The sequence below is a fragment of the Mariniflexile sp. genome, from assembly GCF_052728615.1.
Window position 1 is genome coordinate 20,733 of the sequence record NZ_JBFVFE010000003.1, and the last position, 19,041, is coordinate 39,773.

Here is a 19,041-nt window from a genome sequence, read left to right on the forward strand (position 1 = left end):
TAGAATATTTAAACGAACCCGTTTTAACAAAATAAAAACCAAAACACGAAATTTTTTATAGATACAGCCAACCTTGAAGATATAGCAGAAGTACAAGCTTTAGGTGTTTTAGATAGGGGCACGACAAACCCATCATTAATGGCTAAAGAAGGTATTACAGGTGATGAGAATATATTAGCATATCAGAAGATATGTAATATAGTTGAAAGCGATGTGAGTGCCGAAGTTATTTCAACCGTTTTTGAAGGTATGGTTTCAGAAGGAGAAGCTTTAGCAGCATTACATCCGTAGATTGTGTTAAACTTCCAATGATGGCTAATGGAGTTAAAGCTCGTAAGTACTTTTCAAATAAAGGAATCAGGACAAATGTAACTTTAGTTTTTTCAGTAGAACAAGCATTATTAGCTACTAAAGCTGGTGCAACTTATGTGTCTCCTTTTTTAGGAAGGTTAGATGTTATCTCTACAGATGGTTTGTATTTTATTTATGAAATAAGACAGATTTATGACAATTATGGTTTTGAAACTCAAATTCTTTCGGCATCTGTAAGAAACACAATGCATGTAATCAATTGTGCAGAAATTGGTTCAGATGTCAAAACAGGCCTTTATCATCAATTACAAGATTATTAAAAACATCCATTAACAGATTGTAGATTGGCCAATTTTTTGCGAATTATAAAAAATGAGAATTAAATTAAAGGATATTTAAAGATTTGAAGAAACCGCTTCAGATTAAAAAAGTATAATCGTTCATTTGTTGTTAAAAAGAAATGAGTTTCCTATTTAAGATAAATTCAGGGCAAACGCTTTTAAAAACTTTGTCATTATTAGTAAAAACAGTATATTAGCATGTCAAATGGTAGAAGGTCTGCCATATAAAAAAAATGACCACAAACGGGCCCAAAACAACTTCCAACTCATTATTTACCCAGTACTTTAGCACTTTGAAAGAACCTAGAAGAACCACGAAAGGCAATTTCCAATACCCACTGGAAGAGATTCTGTTTCTTACGATTTCATCCATTATTTCTGGTTGGCACGAAGACTGGGACGACATCATTTACTTTGGCGAGAACAATTTGGAATGGCTGCGGAAATTTTATCCATATAAAAACGGGATACCTTCGCACGACGTGCTCAATAGATTGTACAACAGGCTGGACACCAAAGAGTTCAACCAATGTTTCATGAAATGGGTCAGCTCCATTGCAACAAAAACAGAAGGCCGGGTAATTCCGATAGACGGCAAGACCGTTAGAGGAAATGCATCTAACCTCAACAGTTCCAAATTGCACATTGTATCAGCTTTTTGTACTAAAAACGCACTATGTTTGGGCCAGGTAAAAGTAGGCTCAAAGTCCAATGAGATTACGGCAATCCCAGAACTGCTGGACTTGGTCGCCGTAAAAGGGTGCATCATGACCATAGATGCAATGGGCTGCCAGAGAGCGGTCGCAGAGAAGATAATCGACAAAAAAGCCGATTATATTTTAATGGTAAAAGAGAACCAGTCCGAACTAAAAGAACAGATAGAAAAAGTTTTTCGAATCCAAAAACCGGAAAAAACCAATATCCAAGAAGACCTGGGACACGGAAGGATAGAAAAACGAACTTGTGAGGCCATCACAAAACTGGATTTTTTGGATACCAAAGAAAATTGGACGGGGCTGCGGTCGGTCATAAAAATCACCTCGGAAAGAACCATAAAAAAAACAGATGCGTATAGTTCTGAAACAAGATATTACATCAGTTCTTTACTTGGGGACGCAGCATTGATGAACAATTCCATACGTAGCCATTGGGCAATAGAAAATAATCTGCACTGGTCTTTGGACGTAACCATGAAAGAAGATGGGCAACTCAATTATGTCGCAAATGCCGCAGAAAACATGAATATGATGAAAAAAATGGCTTTGGGTATGATAGTCAATGAAAAAGCATAAAAAAGAGCAAGGCCAAAAAAATGAAAAAAGCATTGATGGACGAGAGTTACAGAGAATTATTGCTCAAAGTTTAAAAGCGTTTGCCCTGAAGATAAATTATACAAGGTATTTAATTGAAATAGTATCTTTACATACCCAAATACAATTTGCCTTCAAATATTTCTTTTTGCCTTTAGTGTACCATTAGGTGAGCCGTACTAATATGAACTACCTCGACCCAAGGGCACGAGATATCAATAAGAATTCCCTTTTTATTTCGACGCAAGTGTCGGGAATTAAACCCGAAAAATGATTAAAAGTGTTTAAAATACTGATTTATAGCGTGTTGTTAGATTACAAATAATCCTGTCATCCCGATATACCGGAATCCGGTTAAATACAAAAAATCAAGATGAGCTCTATAAATCAAATAAACTTAATAATGAACTGGTTTAAACTTTTTTCAATTGGAAATATTCATACCTTAGTTGAGTTTATAATTATTAACATTAAGACTATGAAAGTTCATTTAGTATTATTATCAATAGTTCTTTTCAATACCTCAATTGTTTCAGCGCAATGGACAAACAGATACCCAAAAGTAGATGGTTTTGGACACCATGTTTATTTGGAAGGCTATGAGCTACCTGTTTTAAATGCAGGTCCTACAGATCCTGCACCATCACCAAAAAACAACCAAATTGTATTTTCAGCAAAGGGATGGCTGTGGCTAATGGATATGGATTCCTCAAAAGCAAAAAGAATAACGTTTTCGTCTTACATGGATTCCAGTCCAAACTGGTCGCCGAAGGGTAATCAAATAGTATTTGTAAGAGACACTGGTTTAGATACTAAAATTGTTGTTCTAGATTTAATCTCAAATAAAGAAAGTGTACTGATAGATACAAAAGCTTTGGATTTAGATCCCATATTCTCACAAGATGGCAAGTTTGTTTATTATGCGTCTGCCGAAAATGGATCTATTGATATTTGGCGCATGGAATTATCAACCCTCGAGAAAAAAGCAATTACAAAAGAAGGAGACTTGGAGCGTCTTCCAATATTCATTAGCCCGGAAAAAGGAATTATTTATCTTAAGAAAAAAGGTTTTTCTTATGATTCTATAGAATTGCTAAACTTGAATAACGGAATATCGACACCTTTGGCGGAAGAAAATTTTACATCACAAGCTGCGTTTACGCTTTCGCCCGATAACCGTACTCTCGCCTATACTTGGCCCAAGGATGATTGTTATGAACTGCGTTTACTGGATATATTAATTCCTGAAAGCAACTTATTACTTACAAAAAGCAACAACTTACCCTTAAACCCGAAGTTCAGCAGTGATGGTAAATGGATATATTACAACGAATACAACAATGATGAAAGAGCAGAATTAAAAAGGATTAGTGTAAATGGTGGCTCTCCTGAGAAATTGGAAATAAACGATTGGAATTGGAACATGCCAACCGGGAAACTAAAAATTATAAGTAAAGTTGATGATGAAGTAAAACCTGCTAGGATGAGTATAACGGATGCTTCCGGGCATCCTATAATTCCTGAAACGGGCATTGTTCATTCAGACGGACAAAATGGAATGGTTTTCTTTTATTCCGGTGGAGAGATTGAAATAGAAGCACCTTTGGGAGAAGTAACCATTACTGCGGTCCATGGTTTTTCTACGGTAAAAACAATTAAAAATGTTATATTAAATGAGCCGGCAAACAAGACTGAAATCAATTTAAAACGTATTTGGGACGCCCGTTCGAATGGCTGGTATTCAGGCGACAACCACTTCCACCTTAACTATGGAGGCACTAACCAATTAGATCCGCCGGATATTGTTCTCGATCTAAAGGCTGAAGATTTAGATATTGCATTCCCTTTGTTGGCAAATCTAGGGAATAGGTTTCTACAACAAGACCTTTGGAATTGGAAACGTGAAGAAGCTCCTATAATCCAATTTGGGCAGGAAGTACGGTCACATTTTCTTGGTCACTTGGGATTAATAGGTACTAAGGAGCTTTATTGGCCTTGGGTTTGGGGGCCTAATTACGATATTTATGGACGTGATGACCGATCAAATTCAGAGCCTCTGCGCTTTGCCAGAAGTCAAGGAGCACTGGGAGGCTATGTTCACCCTGTAAGTGTTAGAGACCCGTTTAGCGAAAGTGGATCTAGACGAATACCTATTGCACTTATTGCCGATTGTGTTTTAGGCGAATCGGACTTAATGGAATTAGGCTGTTTATGGTCTGATGAAATTGGAACTGCTGCCCTTTGGCATCAAATTCTTAACCTGGGAGTCCCTTTAAACATATCGGCAGGAAGCGATGTGATGAATGATCTATATAGAACCATGGCCATAGGAGCGACCAGGGTTTATGTAAAACCTAAGGGGAACTTGACGGTTGAAAGCTATTTGGAATCTTTAAAAAATGGTAAAAGTTTTGTTTCCAATGGTCCTTTGATTGAATTTCGAGTACATGAAAAAGAAGTGGGCGATGTTGTAAAAACAACCAATAAAAAAGTATCGTGGACTTTAGATGTGCATGCTGCCGTACCTTTTGAAAAAGTGGAACTTTTTGTTAATGGAAAGGTGGTTTCAACAAAAAAAGGTAACAAAAAAACAGGAAGCATATCTTATAAAGGCACTATAGAGGTTCCCTCTGGCGGCTGGGTAACTGCTCGTGTATCTGGGGGCGTTGTAGAATGGCCATTAATGGATAGCTACCCTTTTGCTGAGAGCAGCCCTATTTGGTTCAATAAAATTGGCAGTACCGATCCACCTGTTTCTAAACAAGCAGCGAAAGATTTACTAACCCTGCTTTTAGTTTCAGAAGCACGTTTAAAAAATGGCTATGGAGAAAACCCCATACCCAACCTTTTATCCCATTTTGATAAAGCAAAACAACGGTTATTGGAAATTATTGATGATTAGGCAAGTTTTCTCTTAACAATAAAAACAATCTAATTATTTAGAAATAATAACCTTTGTATTTATAGTACCTTTTTCCGTTTTTAACTTAACAATATAAGCCCCGGTACTAACCGATACGGGCATTACGGCATCTGAAGTTGTATTTAACTTTAATTTTTTCACCTCTTGACCCAAAAGATTGTACAAAAATATAGTTGATAGGTTCAAACTGGTTTTATTTACCACTTTAATATCCGATGTATTCGCATCGTAATAAATAAATACATCATCCATCTTAACGTCTTCCATATCTAAGGATTGATCTTGGCTGGATTGAAACACCATTTTGAATCGATCGTTATAAGTACCTTTTTGCAAATAAACCTCAAACGTATTATTATTATTGATTTTATAGGTTTCTTGCGTACTCTCATCTTTGATGTATATATCCTGCGAATTTGGAACATTTTCTAAAACGTCAACTCTAATTTTTGCTATGCCGCTGTTTTTAACAATCAATCCTAATGGAAATTCCTGTGAAGTATTAAAATCGGCCACGCCCTGAATAACGAATTTGCTATTGTTTAAATTCCAATACATATCTTCTACATTAACATCCAGCATAAAAGCATCATAACCCAAATCGAAGTTATTGGATGCATTAGTGTTCGCTCCTAGCACGATTTGTCGGTGATAGCCCGATGGGGAATCATACATCAAACGAATAGTGGGCGTGTTGTCTTTAAAGTTATTATTCGTCATTTTGTTAGCCGTTTTACCTTTGGCAGATTTCATAAAAACAGAAATGGGTACCCCTGACGATTCTTCCAATTCGGTAACAAACACACGTTGACTGTTTTTAAATACGATATTGCCACCATCAACGGTTGCTATGGGTGAAACAGGGTCACTATTATTTGGATTGGCTGCAAGTGTGGTATTAACAAAAAAACCTTGATTTAACGGAATGTATTGCCCCGGTACTTTAGTCCCTTCATCTGGATTACCTCCATTTGAAGTATTATTAATTCTAATATCATTGGATATGGCAGCAGCACCGCCCGTTAAATTACGCGTGGCATAGCCGCCAATATATTCTTTTAAGTAATGCGAATTGGCTGGTCCAAAATGATCCCAGAAATAAAGCGCCCCATTAATAACCGTTCCATTGGTATTAGTGCCACCATCGGCAATACTGATGTTATCTAAAATAAACTCGTTAGCATCAATGGCTGAAGGATATGGGTTTCCTACAAGGCGTTCTACATTCCCAGAAGGATTTGTTCCTGTAATATTTTTAATTAGAGGTAAGGTGATATCACCATTATTGGGCAGCCCTTTAAATACGTAATTTTGTTTCATTGAAATTGGCGCGGTACCCAATGGCCCTTTCATTGTAAAACCTTCTCCTGCAAGTAAATATGACTTTTCATCTATTTTTATCCAATCATCATAACTGTCAGCGGGACCATTAAATTTATATAACCAGTAAGTAAAAATAGTTCTTATTAAACCTGGCGGTCCTGTTGGGGGTGGAATATTATATGCAACGTCATCGAATAAAAAAGAAGTATAAGATGAAGATTGGGTTCCATTATTGAGAAAGTCTTCTATTTTATTACTGGCATTTTCACTTGAAACTCCAGTGCCTAATCCTGCCACATTCCCTCCAATGGGCCCTACAGATGACGACCAATAGTTATAATTGAATCCATTGGCAGTACCTTGTTGGTCGCGTTCAATATAGCCACCACTATCGGCATCTATGATACTCCCTTCACTTTGCAGCAATTGCGATTCGCCCACCAAATCGATTACCCCATCCATTTCCAAATAATGGGATATCGCCAATCCGTGACCGGAATTATTTTCATCTTCGAGTTCTGATGGGTTTGCAATAGTTAATTTCCCTGCAGTTTGCACCAAACCTAAAAGCGCAATATCATTATCGCCGGAAGTGATATCATGGGAAATTTTGGCAATGTTCCAATCCACACGCCTTACGCCGTTCAAACTTAGGGCGTTTGGTATCATTTGGTCTGCACCATTTTTCCAAGTATTAGGATTGTCCCACGCTAAACTGGCAACAGACACATAGGGCAAAGGTGCTGTTTGAGTGCTTAAAACATCTTTATTATTGCTTAAATAATTAATCCGTATAAAATAGCGGTCGGTTGTTGAGTTCTGTACGTTTGCTTGTCCTTCTACAGTTGTTCCATAAAAGGAATTAAAATCATAATACACCCTTAATTTACTCCAATCAATAGTTTTCACCTCATTGCTTGAAGCACTGAATGGAATGATTTTGCCTGAAACCTTGTTTGCAGCAGTGCGCTCAATTTCCTGATTCATGAGGTAGCGCACTTGATCGCGTGTAAGTCCTTGATCCCAAATATAAACTTCATCTATTTGACCTAAAAAAAAGTTGGAAACGGAAGCATTGTTTATATACAAAGCGCCAATACAATAATTATTAAAATTGGGAGAAGGCGCCAACACATTTTGTTCAGACTTGTCTAAAACACCATCAATATATAAAAACACCGTTCCACTATCGTACACAAACGTAATTTGATGCCACTTGTTATCGTCTAAACCCATAGTTGATGTAAACCGTATGGCGCCATCAATTACAATTTGAACCTTGTGGGAAGCATTTAAGCGCATCTGTAACTTTTCGCCTTTAGACATCACATTTCTAAAACCGGTGGTTTGAGAGGCATCTGCTTTAACCCATGCAGAAATGGTAAAATCATTTGGATTCAAATTAAGAGCATAATCTCCCAATAAATATTCGTTAGGGCCAAGTGTGGCTGCATGTTTTCCTTGAATCTTTGCAACTTTCCCGAATGTAAAAAATTTGGTGCTATCAAAATTATACCAGTTATATAAATTTCCTGCGCCATCTGGCCTTAATGGAATCACATCTCTAATATCATTGAAATTTTCAGTTTGTGATACTATTAAAACATATTCTTCATTAGTCGCTATTGTAAAACCAGGTATTGTTAAGGCAGTTTTAGGAATGGAAATATATACATTTCCTACATCTCCTCCTGATTGATTAGTTTCTACAATTTTCCATTTTCTATCTATGCGGGTAAGTGTAGAGGTAATTCCTGCTCCCAGATCAATATTGCTAGTAGTACTACCTGTAAAAGGCAGTTGATTATTCCCCCAAACCAAAAAGTCACCATTTTGAGTAAACTCATTAGGGTTCAAACTATTCTTATCAAAAATACCACCCAAGCCAATGGTAACTTCATTCGTTCTATTAACAGTTCTGGACTGTTTTTGGTTTAAATCGGATGCATCATCCCTTCCTATGCCAGCAACATCAAAATTAAACCCTGCGTTTGAAGTAATACTCCAAACGATATTATTAGAAGCAAATGAATTTATATAATTTTTTGAAGCTACAGTTGTACTTCCTAAAGTAATCCCGTATTTTATGGCTAGATAAGATTCTACTTTATTTCTATCTGCATCACTTAAACGGTTTGCAAATGTGAAAATTTCCGCCACACGCCCATTCAGGTTTCCTAAAGGTTTGTTTTTATTTTTTCCAATATTATATGGCGTACCATAAACAACACCTGTATTTACATATCCTACATTCTGAAAAGGGGCAACATTAGTTACAGGTGCAACAGCATCAAGAATACCGTTGTAGATAATACGCATACCATCTGAAACCGTGGTTGTTTTGTTTCCTGCGTTAATAATACCTGGCAAATTATAGGTTCTTGATGCTGCTGGTAATGCATAATACTTATTTGTTGTTGTTGAAGAGCCTTGATTGTACCACAACTTTTCCCCTGTTAAATTAGTCCTATATTCTCCCAAGCCAACCCCTGTAACATCATTTACATCATCTGTGTAACCTCCAGAAGCCGTTAAATCAGAAATAGAACCTGAAAAAATAGTCATTCCAGAAGTTAATGTTGTTACATCTACATCTGGTTGCATGACAATAAATATGTCTTGGCTGAAAAAACCATTAACAGTATTCTCTAAATATTGACTTATAGAACTACCGTTATTTTCAAATTTTATTACGGGGTTGAAATTTATGTTTGATGCAACGGCATCAAAATAAGTTGGTTGGTTTGCTGGAGTTAATTGACTGGCATCTTTTGGATTTGCTCCTAAATCGGCCCATTTAAAAACTTTTGAGTTTACATCTCTTGTAACTCCTCTTGTTGCCTTTAACCACAATCTAAAATCGGCAGTAACACCTCCAGGTCCTGGAATATTGAAATTAAATACTTCAGCACTAACATTAAAAGTAAAAGGAGTATTAGCAGCATCAGAATTCACAATACTAACCGTTGCTGTTCTTGTTCCGGGCGCACCAGAGGGTGCGAATTTAATTGGCATAACAGTAGATGAACCTGAGGCTATAGTAGCCGTAAAAGATGATGGTACAACATTAAAGTCTCCTGCTGTAATATTAACAGCAGTTATATTTAAAGGACAGCTTCCCGTATTCGCAATGATATAATTTCTTGTTACGGTAGCACCTACTTCTACCGCACCAAAATACGTACCATTGCTTGCTTTGGGAATTGATGCAGGAAAAATATCTGCTAACGGACTTCCTCCCAATACATTGATTTTTGGAGATGAATTAACTGCTAAAGTGAATTTAAATGGAGTAACTATACCTTTAATTTTAATAGAAACTACGGTGCTTGCCGTTGAACAACTAGCACTGTTATTTTGTACCTTGAAATCTAAATATGTTTTATATCCAAAAAAAACCCACCACCATTGCGCACAACTTGTGGGCCTCACATCGCCACTTACACTTGTTGGTGTTAGACTAAATGCGGGCGTATTTGTAATAGCGATACTCTGTATCTCTAAAACATCACAGTTACCCGCCTCGGTATTTGTAATTCTAAAATTAAGGCTTGTACCAGCGGTAATGGTAGTTGTAGTATTATTGATAATAGTGCCACCACCAATAATTTCAACTTTAGCAACTTGGGCAGCTACATGATATCCACTGCATAAAAAGAAGACAAAAATTACAGCACGTAACACGTTAATAGATAGACTTTTCCCCATTTAATTACTTTTAAAGGTGTTAAATTTTAATGGAGAGACTAACAATTTCACGCAAATTGCTAAGCAAATATAACATAAATATAGACATAGCGCAATTTTATCCGCCAAAACGCACTGTATCTAAATCTTTGGTAACATATAACACTAAAAAGATATTTCACTAAACCACTAATGACAAAAAATATTGCTAAATTTAATGTTTCAAACTCAAATCTATTACATTAGCTAAAATGAAAAGAATTATTATCATATCCCTATTTGTCATTTACAATTCCCTTACCTACGGACAAGCCAATAAATTATACAGACAGGCTACAAGAGCTACCGATTTAAATGAAAAAATAGCCCTTTTTACACAAGTTATAGAATTGGAGCCCAACAACCTGGATGCTTATTTTTATAGAGGCATTGCCAAAAATGATTTAGGCGATTACTCGGGAGCCATTGTAGATTATTCGAAAATAATCCTCTTACAACCCGATGCCGACACCTATTACAACAGAGGAAACTCCCGCTACAGTTTAAAAGATTTTGTGGGCGCACAAGAAGATTACCAAAATGCTTTTAAACTGGACCCAAACTTTCTGGACGCCCTTTATAGTTTGGGGTGTGTTAAATATGAACTTGGCAATTTTGAAGGTGCCATAAAAGATTTTACCTCATTGATCACTGCCGTACCTAACGATGCAAAAACCTATTTTTTTAGAGCCTCTGCTTATACTGCCCAAGAAAAATATACCTTGGCTTTAAACGATTATTCCCGTGCTATTTTAGCCGACCCAAGTTCCGATTCTTATTATAAAAGAGGGGTGTTTTACATGGATATCAATTATTACCAAAACGCAAACTCCGATTTTTCAATCGCCATAAAACTGAATGAGAACAATAGTTACGCTTATTTTTACAGAGGCACCTCCTATCTGCTGTTAGGCAAGTACAAGGAAGCTATTTTGGATTTCAGTACGGCACTACGTTTTGATGCTTTGGATTTTGATGCCCAAATTGGGTTGGCATTAACCTATTATAAAATGAATGATTTAAATAATGCTAAGTTGTATTTTCAAAAAGCAAAAAATATTATTTCTCCCGACGAAAATATACAGACCATTGAGCAGTTAAAAAATACCTACTGGTTTCAAAATCAATACTTTTTTTTCAATGATAATTTTAAAGAATTAAATGGTTTATAAAACTATTCTTTAAATGAGTTCAATTTTAAAAGTTAGCAGCACACCATATTCCATACAGGTAACTATTTGGGTTTGGTTTTCAAAAGCCCAACGCTCGTGTTTCCGTTGAATAATTTATAAACAATTCCTTTACAGTTTTCCGTATTACAAATTATAAAAATTTTAAACGAGTTTAATATGAATTTTATATTCATTGTCTTTGAACTCATCTTTACTTTTTCTATTTCCTAAAAAATGGCTGAAATTTGCCTATATTTCGTCTATTTTCTTATGCGTAGCGATGCTATGCCTTTCAAAAATAGTCTCATCTGAACTCCCGATATCTATCGGGATCAACTCATTTTCGGTTAAAAACAAAAAGTCAAGATGAGTTCATTATATTTAGAACATTTTCATTCCAAGATATTGAAAAAATCAATTGAAATGGCATGCTTTTTGTAAAATAATCTCTAATGAAAAAACCACTTGCCATATCAGTAACACTTATTTCCTTGCTTTCATTCGGACAAGCAAATAAGCTTTACAGAAAAGCAGAAAAGACGACGGATTTAGCAGAAAAAATCACGCTATTGTCGCAAGTAATAAGTCTAGAACCAAAAAATTTAGATGCTTATTTCTACAGAGCCATTGCAAAACACAATTTAGGAGATTATGGGGGCGCTATTGTTGATTATTCAAAAATTATTGTTGATGAACCTGATGCAGATACCTATCTTAATAGAGGAAACTCAAGATATAGTATGGAGGATTATGAGGGCGCAAAACAAGATTACCATAAAGCCTTTGAACTAGACAAAAATTTAATTAACGCCAAATATGGTTTAGGATGCGTTAAATATGATTTAGGTGATTTTGAAGGTGCATTTTTGGATTTCAATAGTATAATTCAAAATTCTCGACACCAACAAAATACTCCATTTGCACTAATTCATATCTACAAATCATTCTTAATGAGAGCCTTGGTTTATGAAACGCTGGGGAATTATGTAAAAGCCCTAGAAGATTATTCAACAGTTATTTTAATTGAACCAAGTGCTGAAAATTATTACAATAGAGGCAAGCTATTAATAAACATGAAATTCTACGAAGAAGCTCATACCGATCTTACAAAATCGTTGGCATTAAATAAAAATAATGCTTATGCCTATTTTTATAGAGGAGCGTCCAATTTGTTTTTAGGCAAATTTATGGATGCTATTTCTGATCTTTCAAAAGCGGTGAAATTTGATCCCAAGGATTTTGATGCCTATCTTGGATTAGCGATTGCTTACAATAAAGTTAATGACCCTGATAATGCAAGAATAAATTTTGAAAAAGCAAATGCTATTCTTTCAATAGGGGAAAACATCAAAACTATTGAGCAATATAGAGAGACGTTCTGGTTTCAAAATCAGTATTTCCATTTTAACAAAAATGTTACTAAGTTGGTAAAACTTAAGTAAAATAAGTTATGTGATCAAAAACGGTATCCGGTTCTATATTTTAAAGGTAGATGCACTAATTTTTTGGTTTCGAAAAAATCTTCCGTATAAAAATCGCTTAAATTGTAAACGGTCGCTGTTTTATAATCTTGAAGTTCTTCGGTTAGGTCGCCCCCTTTTAAATACAGAATACCATTTTTAAGGTCGTTTTTTTGTTCTTTAGCTATTTTGCCTTTTACCCAATGCGTAAATGTGGGCATAATGGCAACAGCGCGACTTACAATAAAATGGTAGGTGCCATCAATGTCCTCAACACGGCTATGGGTTGTTTTTACATTGCCCAACCCTAAACCTTCAACAACCTGACCAACTACTTTTAACTTTTTGGCAATACTATCTACCAAATGGAACGAACAATTTGGGAATAAAATAGCCAACGGAATGCCTGGGAATCCACCTCCGGTGCCAACATCCAAAATGTTGCTGCTTTCTTTAAAACCAATTACTTTTGCAATGGCCAACGAATGTAACACATGCCTTAAATAAAGTTCATCAATATCTTTACGGGACACCACGTTGATCTTTAAGTTCCAATCTTGGTAGAGCGCTTGTAATTGCTCGAATTTCTTTATTTGGTCATCAGTAAGATTGGGGAAGTATTTTAATATCAGGTCCATTCTTGTTAAATTTTCAACAAAAATATACTTTTTACCTGCATATTTTCACAAAAAAATGGCATTATTTCAGTTGGTTTATACCTATCTTTGCCGCAGGTATGATTATTGATCATATTATAATTAATAGCATGAAAAAACAAACCCTCTCTTTCTCAAGAATAGATTCTGCAAAGTTTTTTAGAACGCTCAACAAACGCGTTAATGATTACTTTAAGGATAACGGCATAAAAAGAACGGGCAACTGGAAACTATGGGTAAAAACAATCGTTATGTTCTCCCTGTTTTTAACCCCTTATTTTTTATTGCTCACTTTAAACATACCTGGTTGGGCACAACTTTTACTCACCATTGTTATGGGAATAGGAATGGCCGGTGTTGGCATGAACGTGATGCACGATGGCAACCACGGCTCGTTTTCCAATAAAGAATGGATCAATCGGTTAATGGGAAGCAGTATTTATATTCTTGCCGGAAACGTATATAATTGGCAAGTACAGCATAATGTATTGCACCATACCTACACCAACATCCATGGGCATGATGAAGATTTGGAAGCTGGCCGTATTATGCGTTTTACCGAACATTCCGAATGGCGTTGGTACCATAAATTCCAACAGTACTATTCGGTCTTGCTCTATGGATTGTTAACTATAAATTGGGCAATCACCACCGATTTCCAACAAATGAGCCGTTATATGAAACGCAAATTATCGTATGGAAAATACCCGAACCCCGTTTGGAACTGGAGCAAATTAGTGATTTCCAAAGCTATTTATATTGGTATGTGGATTGTACTTCCTATGCTCATTTTAGATATTGCCTGGTGGAAAATTTTGTTGGGTTTCCTTTTAATGCATTACACAGCAGGTTTAATATTGAGTGTTGTTTTTCAATTGGCACATGTTATGGAAGATGCTGAAATGCCTTTACCGGAACAAGATGGCACCATGAAAAATACTTGGGCAGTGCATCAACTTAAAACCACCATCAATTTCAGTACTAAAAATAAAATTGTCAATTGGTTTACCGGCGGTTTGAACCATCAAGTGGAACACCATATTTTTCCCCATATCAGTCATGTCCATTATACTAAAATCTCAAAAATAGTAAAAGAAACGGCCAAAGAATTTAACTTACCCTACAACGAATATAAAACTACCCGTAAAGCCATTATGGCCCATTTTAAACATTTGAAGGAAATGGGCACAAAACCTGCTTTACACGTTTAACCACTATTATTTATTTAAATGCAATTACTATCCGATAGAATTTTAAATATGGCTGCCTCTGCTACGTTAGCTATGGCCGCAAAAACAAGAGAATTAAGAGCCGAAGGCAAAGATATTATTGGCTTAAGTTTGGGAGAACCAGATTTTAATACGCCGGATTTTATAAAAGATGCCGCTATTCAAGCCATTAATGATAACTATAATTCGTACTCGCCAGTTGATGGTTATGTGGAATTAAAGCAAGCCATCATCACTAAATTTAAACGCGATAATGGGTTGGCATACACTCCAAACCAAATAGTGGTTTCTACCGGTGCCAAACAATCTTTGGCGAACATTGCTGCGGTTATGACCAACAAAGGCGACGAGGTGATCATCCCGTGTCCTTATTGGGTTAGTTATGCCGATTTGGTAAAACTGAATGATGGTATTCCCATAGAGGTTAGAACCACCATTGCTACGGATTTTAAAATTACCCCAGCCCAGTTGGAAGCTGCCATTACACCAAAAACCAAGATGATCTGGTTCAGTTCGCCCTGTAACCCCAGTGGCTCCATTTACAGTAAGGAAGAACTAAGAGGGCTGGCAGATGTATTGGTAAAATACCCAAACATTTATGTGGTTTCTGATGAAATTTACGAACACATAAACTATGTTGGTGGCCATGCAAGTATGGCGCAGTTTGAGGATATGTACGATAAAACCATTACCGTAAATGGTGTATCGAAAGCTTTTGCCATGACGGGATGGCGAATTGGCTACATTGGTGCTCCTGAAAAAATTGCACGTGCCTGCAACAAAATGCAAGGGCAGATAACCAGTGGCGCTAACTGTATTGCACAGCGTGCAACTATTACAGCGCTTAACGAAGACCCTAGTCGTGTACAGTATATGATAGACGAGTTTAAAGTGCGTCGCGATTTAATTGTAGGTTTATTAAGCGAAATAGAAGGTTTTATAACCAACGTTCCAGAAGGTGCTTTTTATGTATTTCCAAATGTTTCTTATTTCTACGGAAAAACGCTTCGCGGAAAAACCATAAACAATGCTTCCGATTTTTCTTTGTATCTGTTGGAAGAAGCTTTGGTTGCTACGGTTGATGGAGAATCGTTTGGAAACCCCGATTGTATCCGGATTTCTTACGCAGCTTCACAAGAACAAATTATTGAAGCTATAAAACGCATCAAAGCCGTGGTAAGTTAAAAAACTTAGTTTTAATATTATATAATAACAAAGACTGCCTTTTTCAAGCAGTCTTTGTTGTTATATAAAGTTATTTTATATTTGATTATCAATCGGCAGCATCTTCAACTTAATGTGAAACATCATGGGCTGCGTGCTCAATACCGTCTCCTACTTCCTCAACGCCATCCTCTATTTTTTCCCCTGCTGTTTTTTTCTCTCTACAGCCGGTTAAAATGGTTCCTGCGGTTACTAATAATAGGAATGTATATGCTAGTTTTCTCATCTTTTTGTTTTTTTAAGGTTAATAAAATTGGGTTATCTTCTTATGCCGCCTCGAATAAGCGCTAATATAAAAAGTACTATAAATATGAAGAAAAGCACTTTAGCTATTCCCGCAGATGCTCCTGCAATACCACCAAATCCGAGAATTCCGGCTATTATTGCAATAATTATAAATGTGATTGTCCATCGTAACATAATGTATTGTTTTTAATTAATTAATGGTTTTTGTGATCTAACACGTTATTTTAATTTTGAACTCATTCAAACTTTTTTAATTCTAGAGATTATTTTTCAATATCCTCAAGTCTTTTTACGGTATTCAAAGCCGTTTTTATACTCACTAATTGGCTGTATATTAAATTATTTATATCGGAATAAGCACTGACCTTTTCAAGCTGGGTTTCATATTCGCTCAGGCTTGCCTTTTCGCCTCTAATACATTCTTCTAAAATGGCTTCGTCTGTGTTGCTGCCTAAAGTTGTTTTTAAATCGATCCAAGCTCTGTGCGCAGTTCCCAAAAGGGTACCGTCGCTTGCCGGTGTTGCGTTTAAATCCCTGATCAAGCTATCCAATTGGTTGGCAAAATGGCTCCGTTGTTTAGCTTTGAGCTGTAGCCAATTTTTTAAAAGCTTATTTTCAGCTTTTAGCATGACCTGCTTGTAACCTGCTTCTGCATCATAATTTTTTTGCAACAGTTCCTGTAATATGCTTACGGTTTCTTTATTTACATTTGTAAGTTCCATAATATTCAATATTTTGATATTTCTAAAAAACCCACCTTGATTGTCCGCTTATGAAGATATCAAGATCAAGATGGCACCTTATTTAAAACTGGTATCTAATACCCAACGCAATGTCAAAATCCAGATCATTGTTATCATAAGTTTCATTGCCAAAACCAATTTCGGGTCTAAAATCCAAGGATATTAATAACGGAATGTCAAAATTGTATTCGATACCAATATCGCCGGCTATGAAAGCAAATGTATCGGTATAATCATTCCCATTGTTGTTGTTAAAACTATAGGAGCCTAAGCCGCCACCTGCACCGGCATACCAATTGAATCCATCTTCAATGTTCCAAACCCATTGGTGCAATGCCGCCAATTTAAAACCGTCGTAGTTTTTGCCATCTCGCCAACCCAGGTCAAACTCCAATCGTTTGTTTTCGCTTAAAGCGTGTTGGTACGAAACCTCTGCACCAAAACCATCATTACCACCTAATCGTAATCCTAATGCGTTTTTTGAAATATCCTGTGCATTTAATGATATACTTGCTATGAATACGAGAATACCTGTTATAAAATATGTTTTCATTTCTTTTCTTTAAAGTGTTTAAGCTAGATTATTATTGTTTTTTGGCTTCTGCGTTTTCATCTGATTTTGCTCCCATTCTGTTTAGAGTGTACATTGGTGCAAATTTTAATTTTAAAGCAGCGATCTTTCTGTTGTCTGCACTTGACAAACCTTCTTTTTCAACCGTGTTTTTTCTGGTATCGATCGCTTCATAAAGCAACTTGATCTCATCCCAATCTTCACGAGAATACGAATCCTTATTTTTTTCAACGGTATCAACAAAATTTTGGTAAACACCTAAAATGTTATCTTTATTGATCCATTCAAATTTCATGTCGCCACTTTCGTGTTCACTTCCAAGCAACGAATGGTGTATCATCATTTTATCATTTTCCATCTCCATTCTTTCATGTTCCGCAACCACTTCCGCTTTAAAATTTTCGTATTTCAAAGTGGTTTCGTCAACTTCTTTCTGTAATTCTGAATTTTCCTTAACAGATGCAATGGCATTATTGGTTTCCGTTTTCATTTGCTGATAATTTCTTTCAATGGCCTCCCAATTTTCTGAGGCTTTATCGGCAGAAACCCTACTTACAGAATCTACATAAGACTCATAATTATTGACCTGTTTTTTTGCCATGTCATTTTTTCCATCGTTACACCCTACAAACATTGCTGCAGTGGCAACTATTACTACTGTTGATTTTAATGTTTTCATTTTTATAAGTTTTAAATTAATATTTTGGTTAACTGTGTGGTGGACTGCCTGTGCAAAGCCTTTGCAAATCCACTATTTGTAATCTATTTGTAATCTATGTTTTTATCCATTTTTCTTTTTCCTTTTTCAAGAATTTCTTCCCCATTTTGAATTATGGATTCGTAAGTCTTGGATACGGTATCTAAAAAACTATCAAACTCGCCCTTTAAGCTTTCCTTGGCTTCTAAGGATTTCGCCTTGATTTTATTTCTTGTTTTCGATCCCTTATCTGGGGCAAATAATACGCCTAATACTACGCCGGTGGCAACTCCTGCCAATATTCCTAATGCACTCGTTTTCATAATTTAGATTTCGTTTGATTTATAATTTTTATTTTAAATTGATTGCTGTTCTGTACAATTTTTATACGCCCCTACCACCTATAATTCTTATTAATATGGCTATTACAGCAATTACCAGTAAAATGTGGATCAACCCACCTGCGCTGTAAACAAAGAACCCTAAGGCCCAACCAATTATAAGTATAACGGCTATTAGATATAATAAACTTCTCATAATTTCTGATTTTTTAAATTGTTAGTGATTCTATTTTTGTTATTTGATTTAAGTTATAATTTAACTTCACTAATACTTTTACGGTCAATACCTTAAAATCCACGTCGTTTGTTATGGCAGATAAGTATTGCAATTGTTTTATTTCACTTTTCAATAGCTCTTCAACTTTGTCCAAATAAACTTCAGAAAAATTTCCATCATCCATGTTAGATAGGGCATTCCGTTGTTTTTCATCTAAACTATTTGGCAGAAGGATTAATTTTTTTTCTGCCAAATTATTCAACTGGTTGTTGATTTGTATATTATCTTTTTTAAGGTTGTTGGACATCGCTTTTATGCGATACGCAATGTTTTTTTCTAAAGACAATTGACTTAGAAAGATGATGGATTGATTTAACGCGGTTATTTTAGACAGTGTTTTCGCTTCCTCAATATTGACTCTCACACTTTTGTTTTCAACTTCATTGTTATAACAATAAGAACCTTTTTGGGTTACGCCAAAATCGCACGAACTGCTACTAACACTTATTACAATGATGAGTGAGAGTGCCATAATCTTTTTTATGTTTGT

16 protein-coding genes and 1 pseudogene are annotated in these 19,041 nt (G+C 35.8%); 7 read left to right on the top strand and 10 right to left on the bottom strand.

What is annotated here, in order from left to right; translation table 11 throughout:
• Positions 1–57: 57 nt before the first annotated feature.
• The 3 genes and pseudogenes from ACU1LP_RS02170 to ACU1LP_RS02180 all read left to right on the top strand — a co-directional run bounded on the left by ACU1LP_RS02170 (position 58) and on the right by ACU1LP_RS02180 (position 4,865).
• Positions 58–695 (top strand): annotated as a pseudogene (locus ACU1LP_RS02170) (transaldolase family protein).
• 191 nt (positions 696–886) lie between these two features.
• A complete protein-coding gene (locus ACU1LP_RS02175) occupies positions 887–1,945 on the top strand; it encodes an ISAs1 family transposase (protein WP_445735440.1) in 1,059 nt (352 codons plus the stop codon).
• 496 nt (positions 1,946–2,441) lie between these two features.
• Positions 2,442–4,865 carry a CehA/McbA family metallohydrolase gene (locus tag ACU1LP_RS02180; RefSeq protein ID WP_445735441.1) on the top strand — a complete coding sequence of 808 codons (2,424 nt, stop codon included), beginning with the start codon at positions 2,442–2,444 and terminating at the stop codon, positions 4,863–4,865.
• Positions 4,866–4,898: 33 nt separating this feature from the next.
• Here the strand turns inward: ACU1LP_RS02180 and ACU1LP_RS02185 are convergent, their stop codons facing one another.
• Positions 4,899–9,917: a LamG-like jellyroll fold domain-containing protein gene (locus ACU1LP_RS02185; RefSeq protein WP_445735442.1), complete on the bottom strand. Its 5,019-nt coding sequence runs from the start codon at positions 9,915–9,917 to the stop codon at positions 4,899–4,901.
• A gap of 230 nt (positions 9,918–10,147) precedes the next feature.
• Between ACU1LP_RS02185 and ACU1LP_RS02190 the strand changes: the two genes are divergently transcribed.
• Positions 10,148–11,107, top strand: coding sequence for a tetratricopeptide repeat protein (locus ACU1LP_RS02190; RefSeq protein WP_445735443.1), 960 nt, complete (start codon positions 10,148–10,150; stop codon positions 11,105–11,107).
• A 452-nt stretch (positions 11,108–11,559) separates the two neighbouring features.
• Positions 11,560–12,549: a tetratricopeptide repeat protein gene (locus ACU1LP_RS02195; RefSeq protein ID WP_445731125.1), complete on the top strand. Its 990-nt coding sequence runs from the start codon at positions 11,560–11,562 to the stop codon at positions 12,547–12,549.
• A 14-nt stretch (positions 12,550–12,563) separates the two neighbouring features.
• Here the strand turns inward: ACU1LP_RS02195 and rsmG are convergent, their stop codons facing one another.
• A complete protein-coding gene (rsmG, locus tag ACU1LP_RS02200; RefSeq protein ID WP_445734941.1) occupies positions 12,564–13,205 on the bottom strand; it encodes a 16S rRNA (guanine(527)-N(7))-methyltransferase RsmG in 642 nt (213 codons plus the stop codon).
• 128 nt (positions 13,206–13,333) lie between these two features.
• Here rsmG and ACU1LP_RS02205 point away from each other — a divergent pair, with 128 nt between their 5' ends.
• Together ACU1LP_RS02205 and ACU1LP_RS02210 are read left to right on the top strand one after the other, a co-directional pair.
• Positions 13,334–14,434, top strand: coding sequence for a fatty acid desaturase family protein (locus ACU1LP_RS02205; RefSeq protein ID WP_445735444.1), 1,101 nt, complete (start codon positions 13,334–13,336; stop codon positions 14,432–14,434).
• A gap of 18 nt (positions 14,435–14,452) precedes the next feature.
• The gene (locus tag ACU1LP_RS02210) at positions 14,453–15,637 is read left to right on the top strand and encodes a pyridoxal phosphate-dependent aminotransferase (RefSeq protein WP_445735445.1); all 1,185 of its coding nucleotides are present in this window, start codon (positions 14,453–14,455) and stop codon (positions 15,635–15,637) included.
• A gap of 109 nt (positions 15,638–15,746) precedes the next feature.
• On the opposite strand, the gene ACU1LP_RS02215 is transcribed toward ACU1LP_RS02210, so the two are convergent.
• From ACU1LP_RS02215 to ACU1LP_RS02250, 8 genes are all read right to left on the bottom strand, one after another.
• Positions 15,747–15,902, bottom strand: a complete 156-nt coding sequence (locus tag ACU1LP_RS02215) for a hypothetical protein (RefSeq protein WP_445731121.1) — start codon at positions 15,900–15,902, stop codon at positions 15,747–15,749.
• Between the two features lie 32 nt (positions 15,903–15,934).
• Positions 15,935–16,096 (bottom strand): DUF1328 domain-containing protein, encoded by a 162-nt coding sequence (locus ACU1LP_RS02220; RefSeq protein ID WP_445731120.1) that lies wholly within the window; start codon positions 16,094–16,096, stop codon positions 15,935–15,937.
• An 89-nt stretch (positions 16,097–16,185) separates the two neighbouring features.
• On the bottom strand, positions 16,186–16,644 hold the full coding sequence (locus ACU1LP_RS02225) for a ferritin-like domain-containing protein (protein ID WP_445735446.1): 459 nt from the start codon (positions 16,642–16,644) through the stop codon (positions 16,186–16,188).
• 82 nt (positions 16,645–16,726) lie between these two features.
• Positions 16,727–17,218 carry a hypothetical protein gene (locus ACU1LP_RS02230; RefSeq protein WP_445735447.1) on the bottom strand — a complete coding sequence of 164 codons (492 nt, stop codon included), beginning with the start codon at positions 17,216–17,218 and terminating at the stop codon, positions 16,727–16,729.
• 31 nt (positions 17,219–17,249) lie between these two features.
• Positions 17,250–17,915 (bottom strand): hypothetical protein, encoded by a 666-nt coding sequence (locus tag ACU1LP_RS02235; RefSeq protein ID WP_445731117.1) that lies wholly within the window; start codon positions 17,913–17,915, stop codon positions 17,250–17,252.
• A gap of 83 nt (positions 17,916–17,998) precedes the next feature.
• Positions 17,999–18,256, bottom strand: a complete 258-nt coding sequence (locus tag ACU1LP_RS02240; RefSeq protein ID WP_445731116.1) for a YtxH domain-containing protein — start codon at positions 18,254–18,256, stop codon at positions 17,999–18,001.
• 61 nt (positions 18,257–18,317) lie between these two features.
• Positions 18,318–18,470 carry a lmo0937 family membrane protein gene (locus tag ACU1LP_RS02245; RefSeq protein ID WP_445731115.1) on the bottom strand — a complete coding sequence of 51 codons (153 nt, stop codon included), beginning with the start codon at positions 18,468–18,470 and terminating at the stop codon, positions 18,318–18,320.
• A 13-nt stretch (positions 18,471–18,483) separates the two neighbouring features.
• Positions 18,484–19,023 carry a DUF4142 domain-containing protein gene (locus ACU1LP_RS02250; protein ID WP_445731114.1) on the bottom strand — a complete coding sequence of 180 codons (540 nt, stop codon included), beginning with the start codon at positions 19,021–19,023 and terminating at the stop codon, positions 18,484–18,486.
• Between the last annotated feature and the right edge of the window lie 18 nt (positions 19,024–19,041).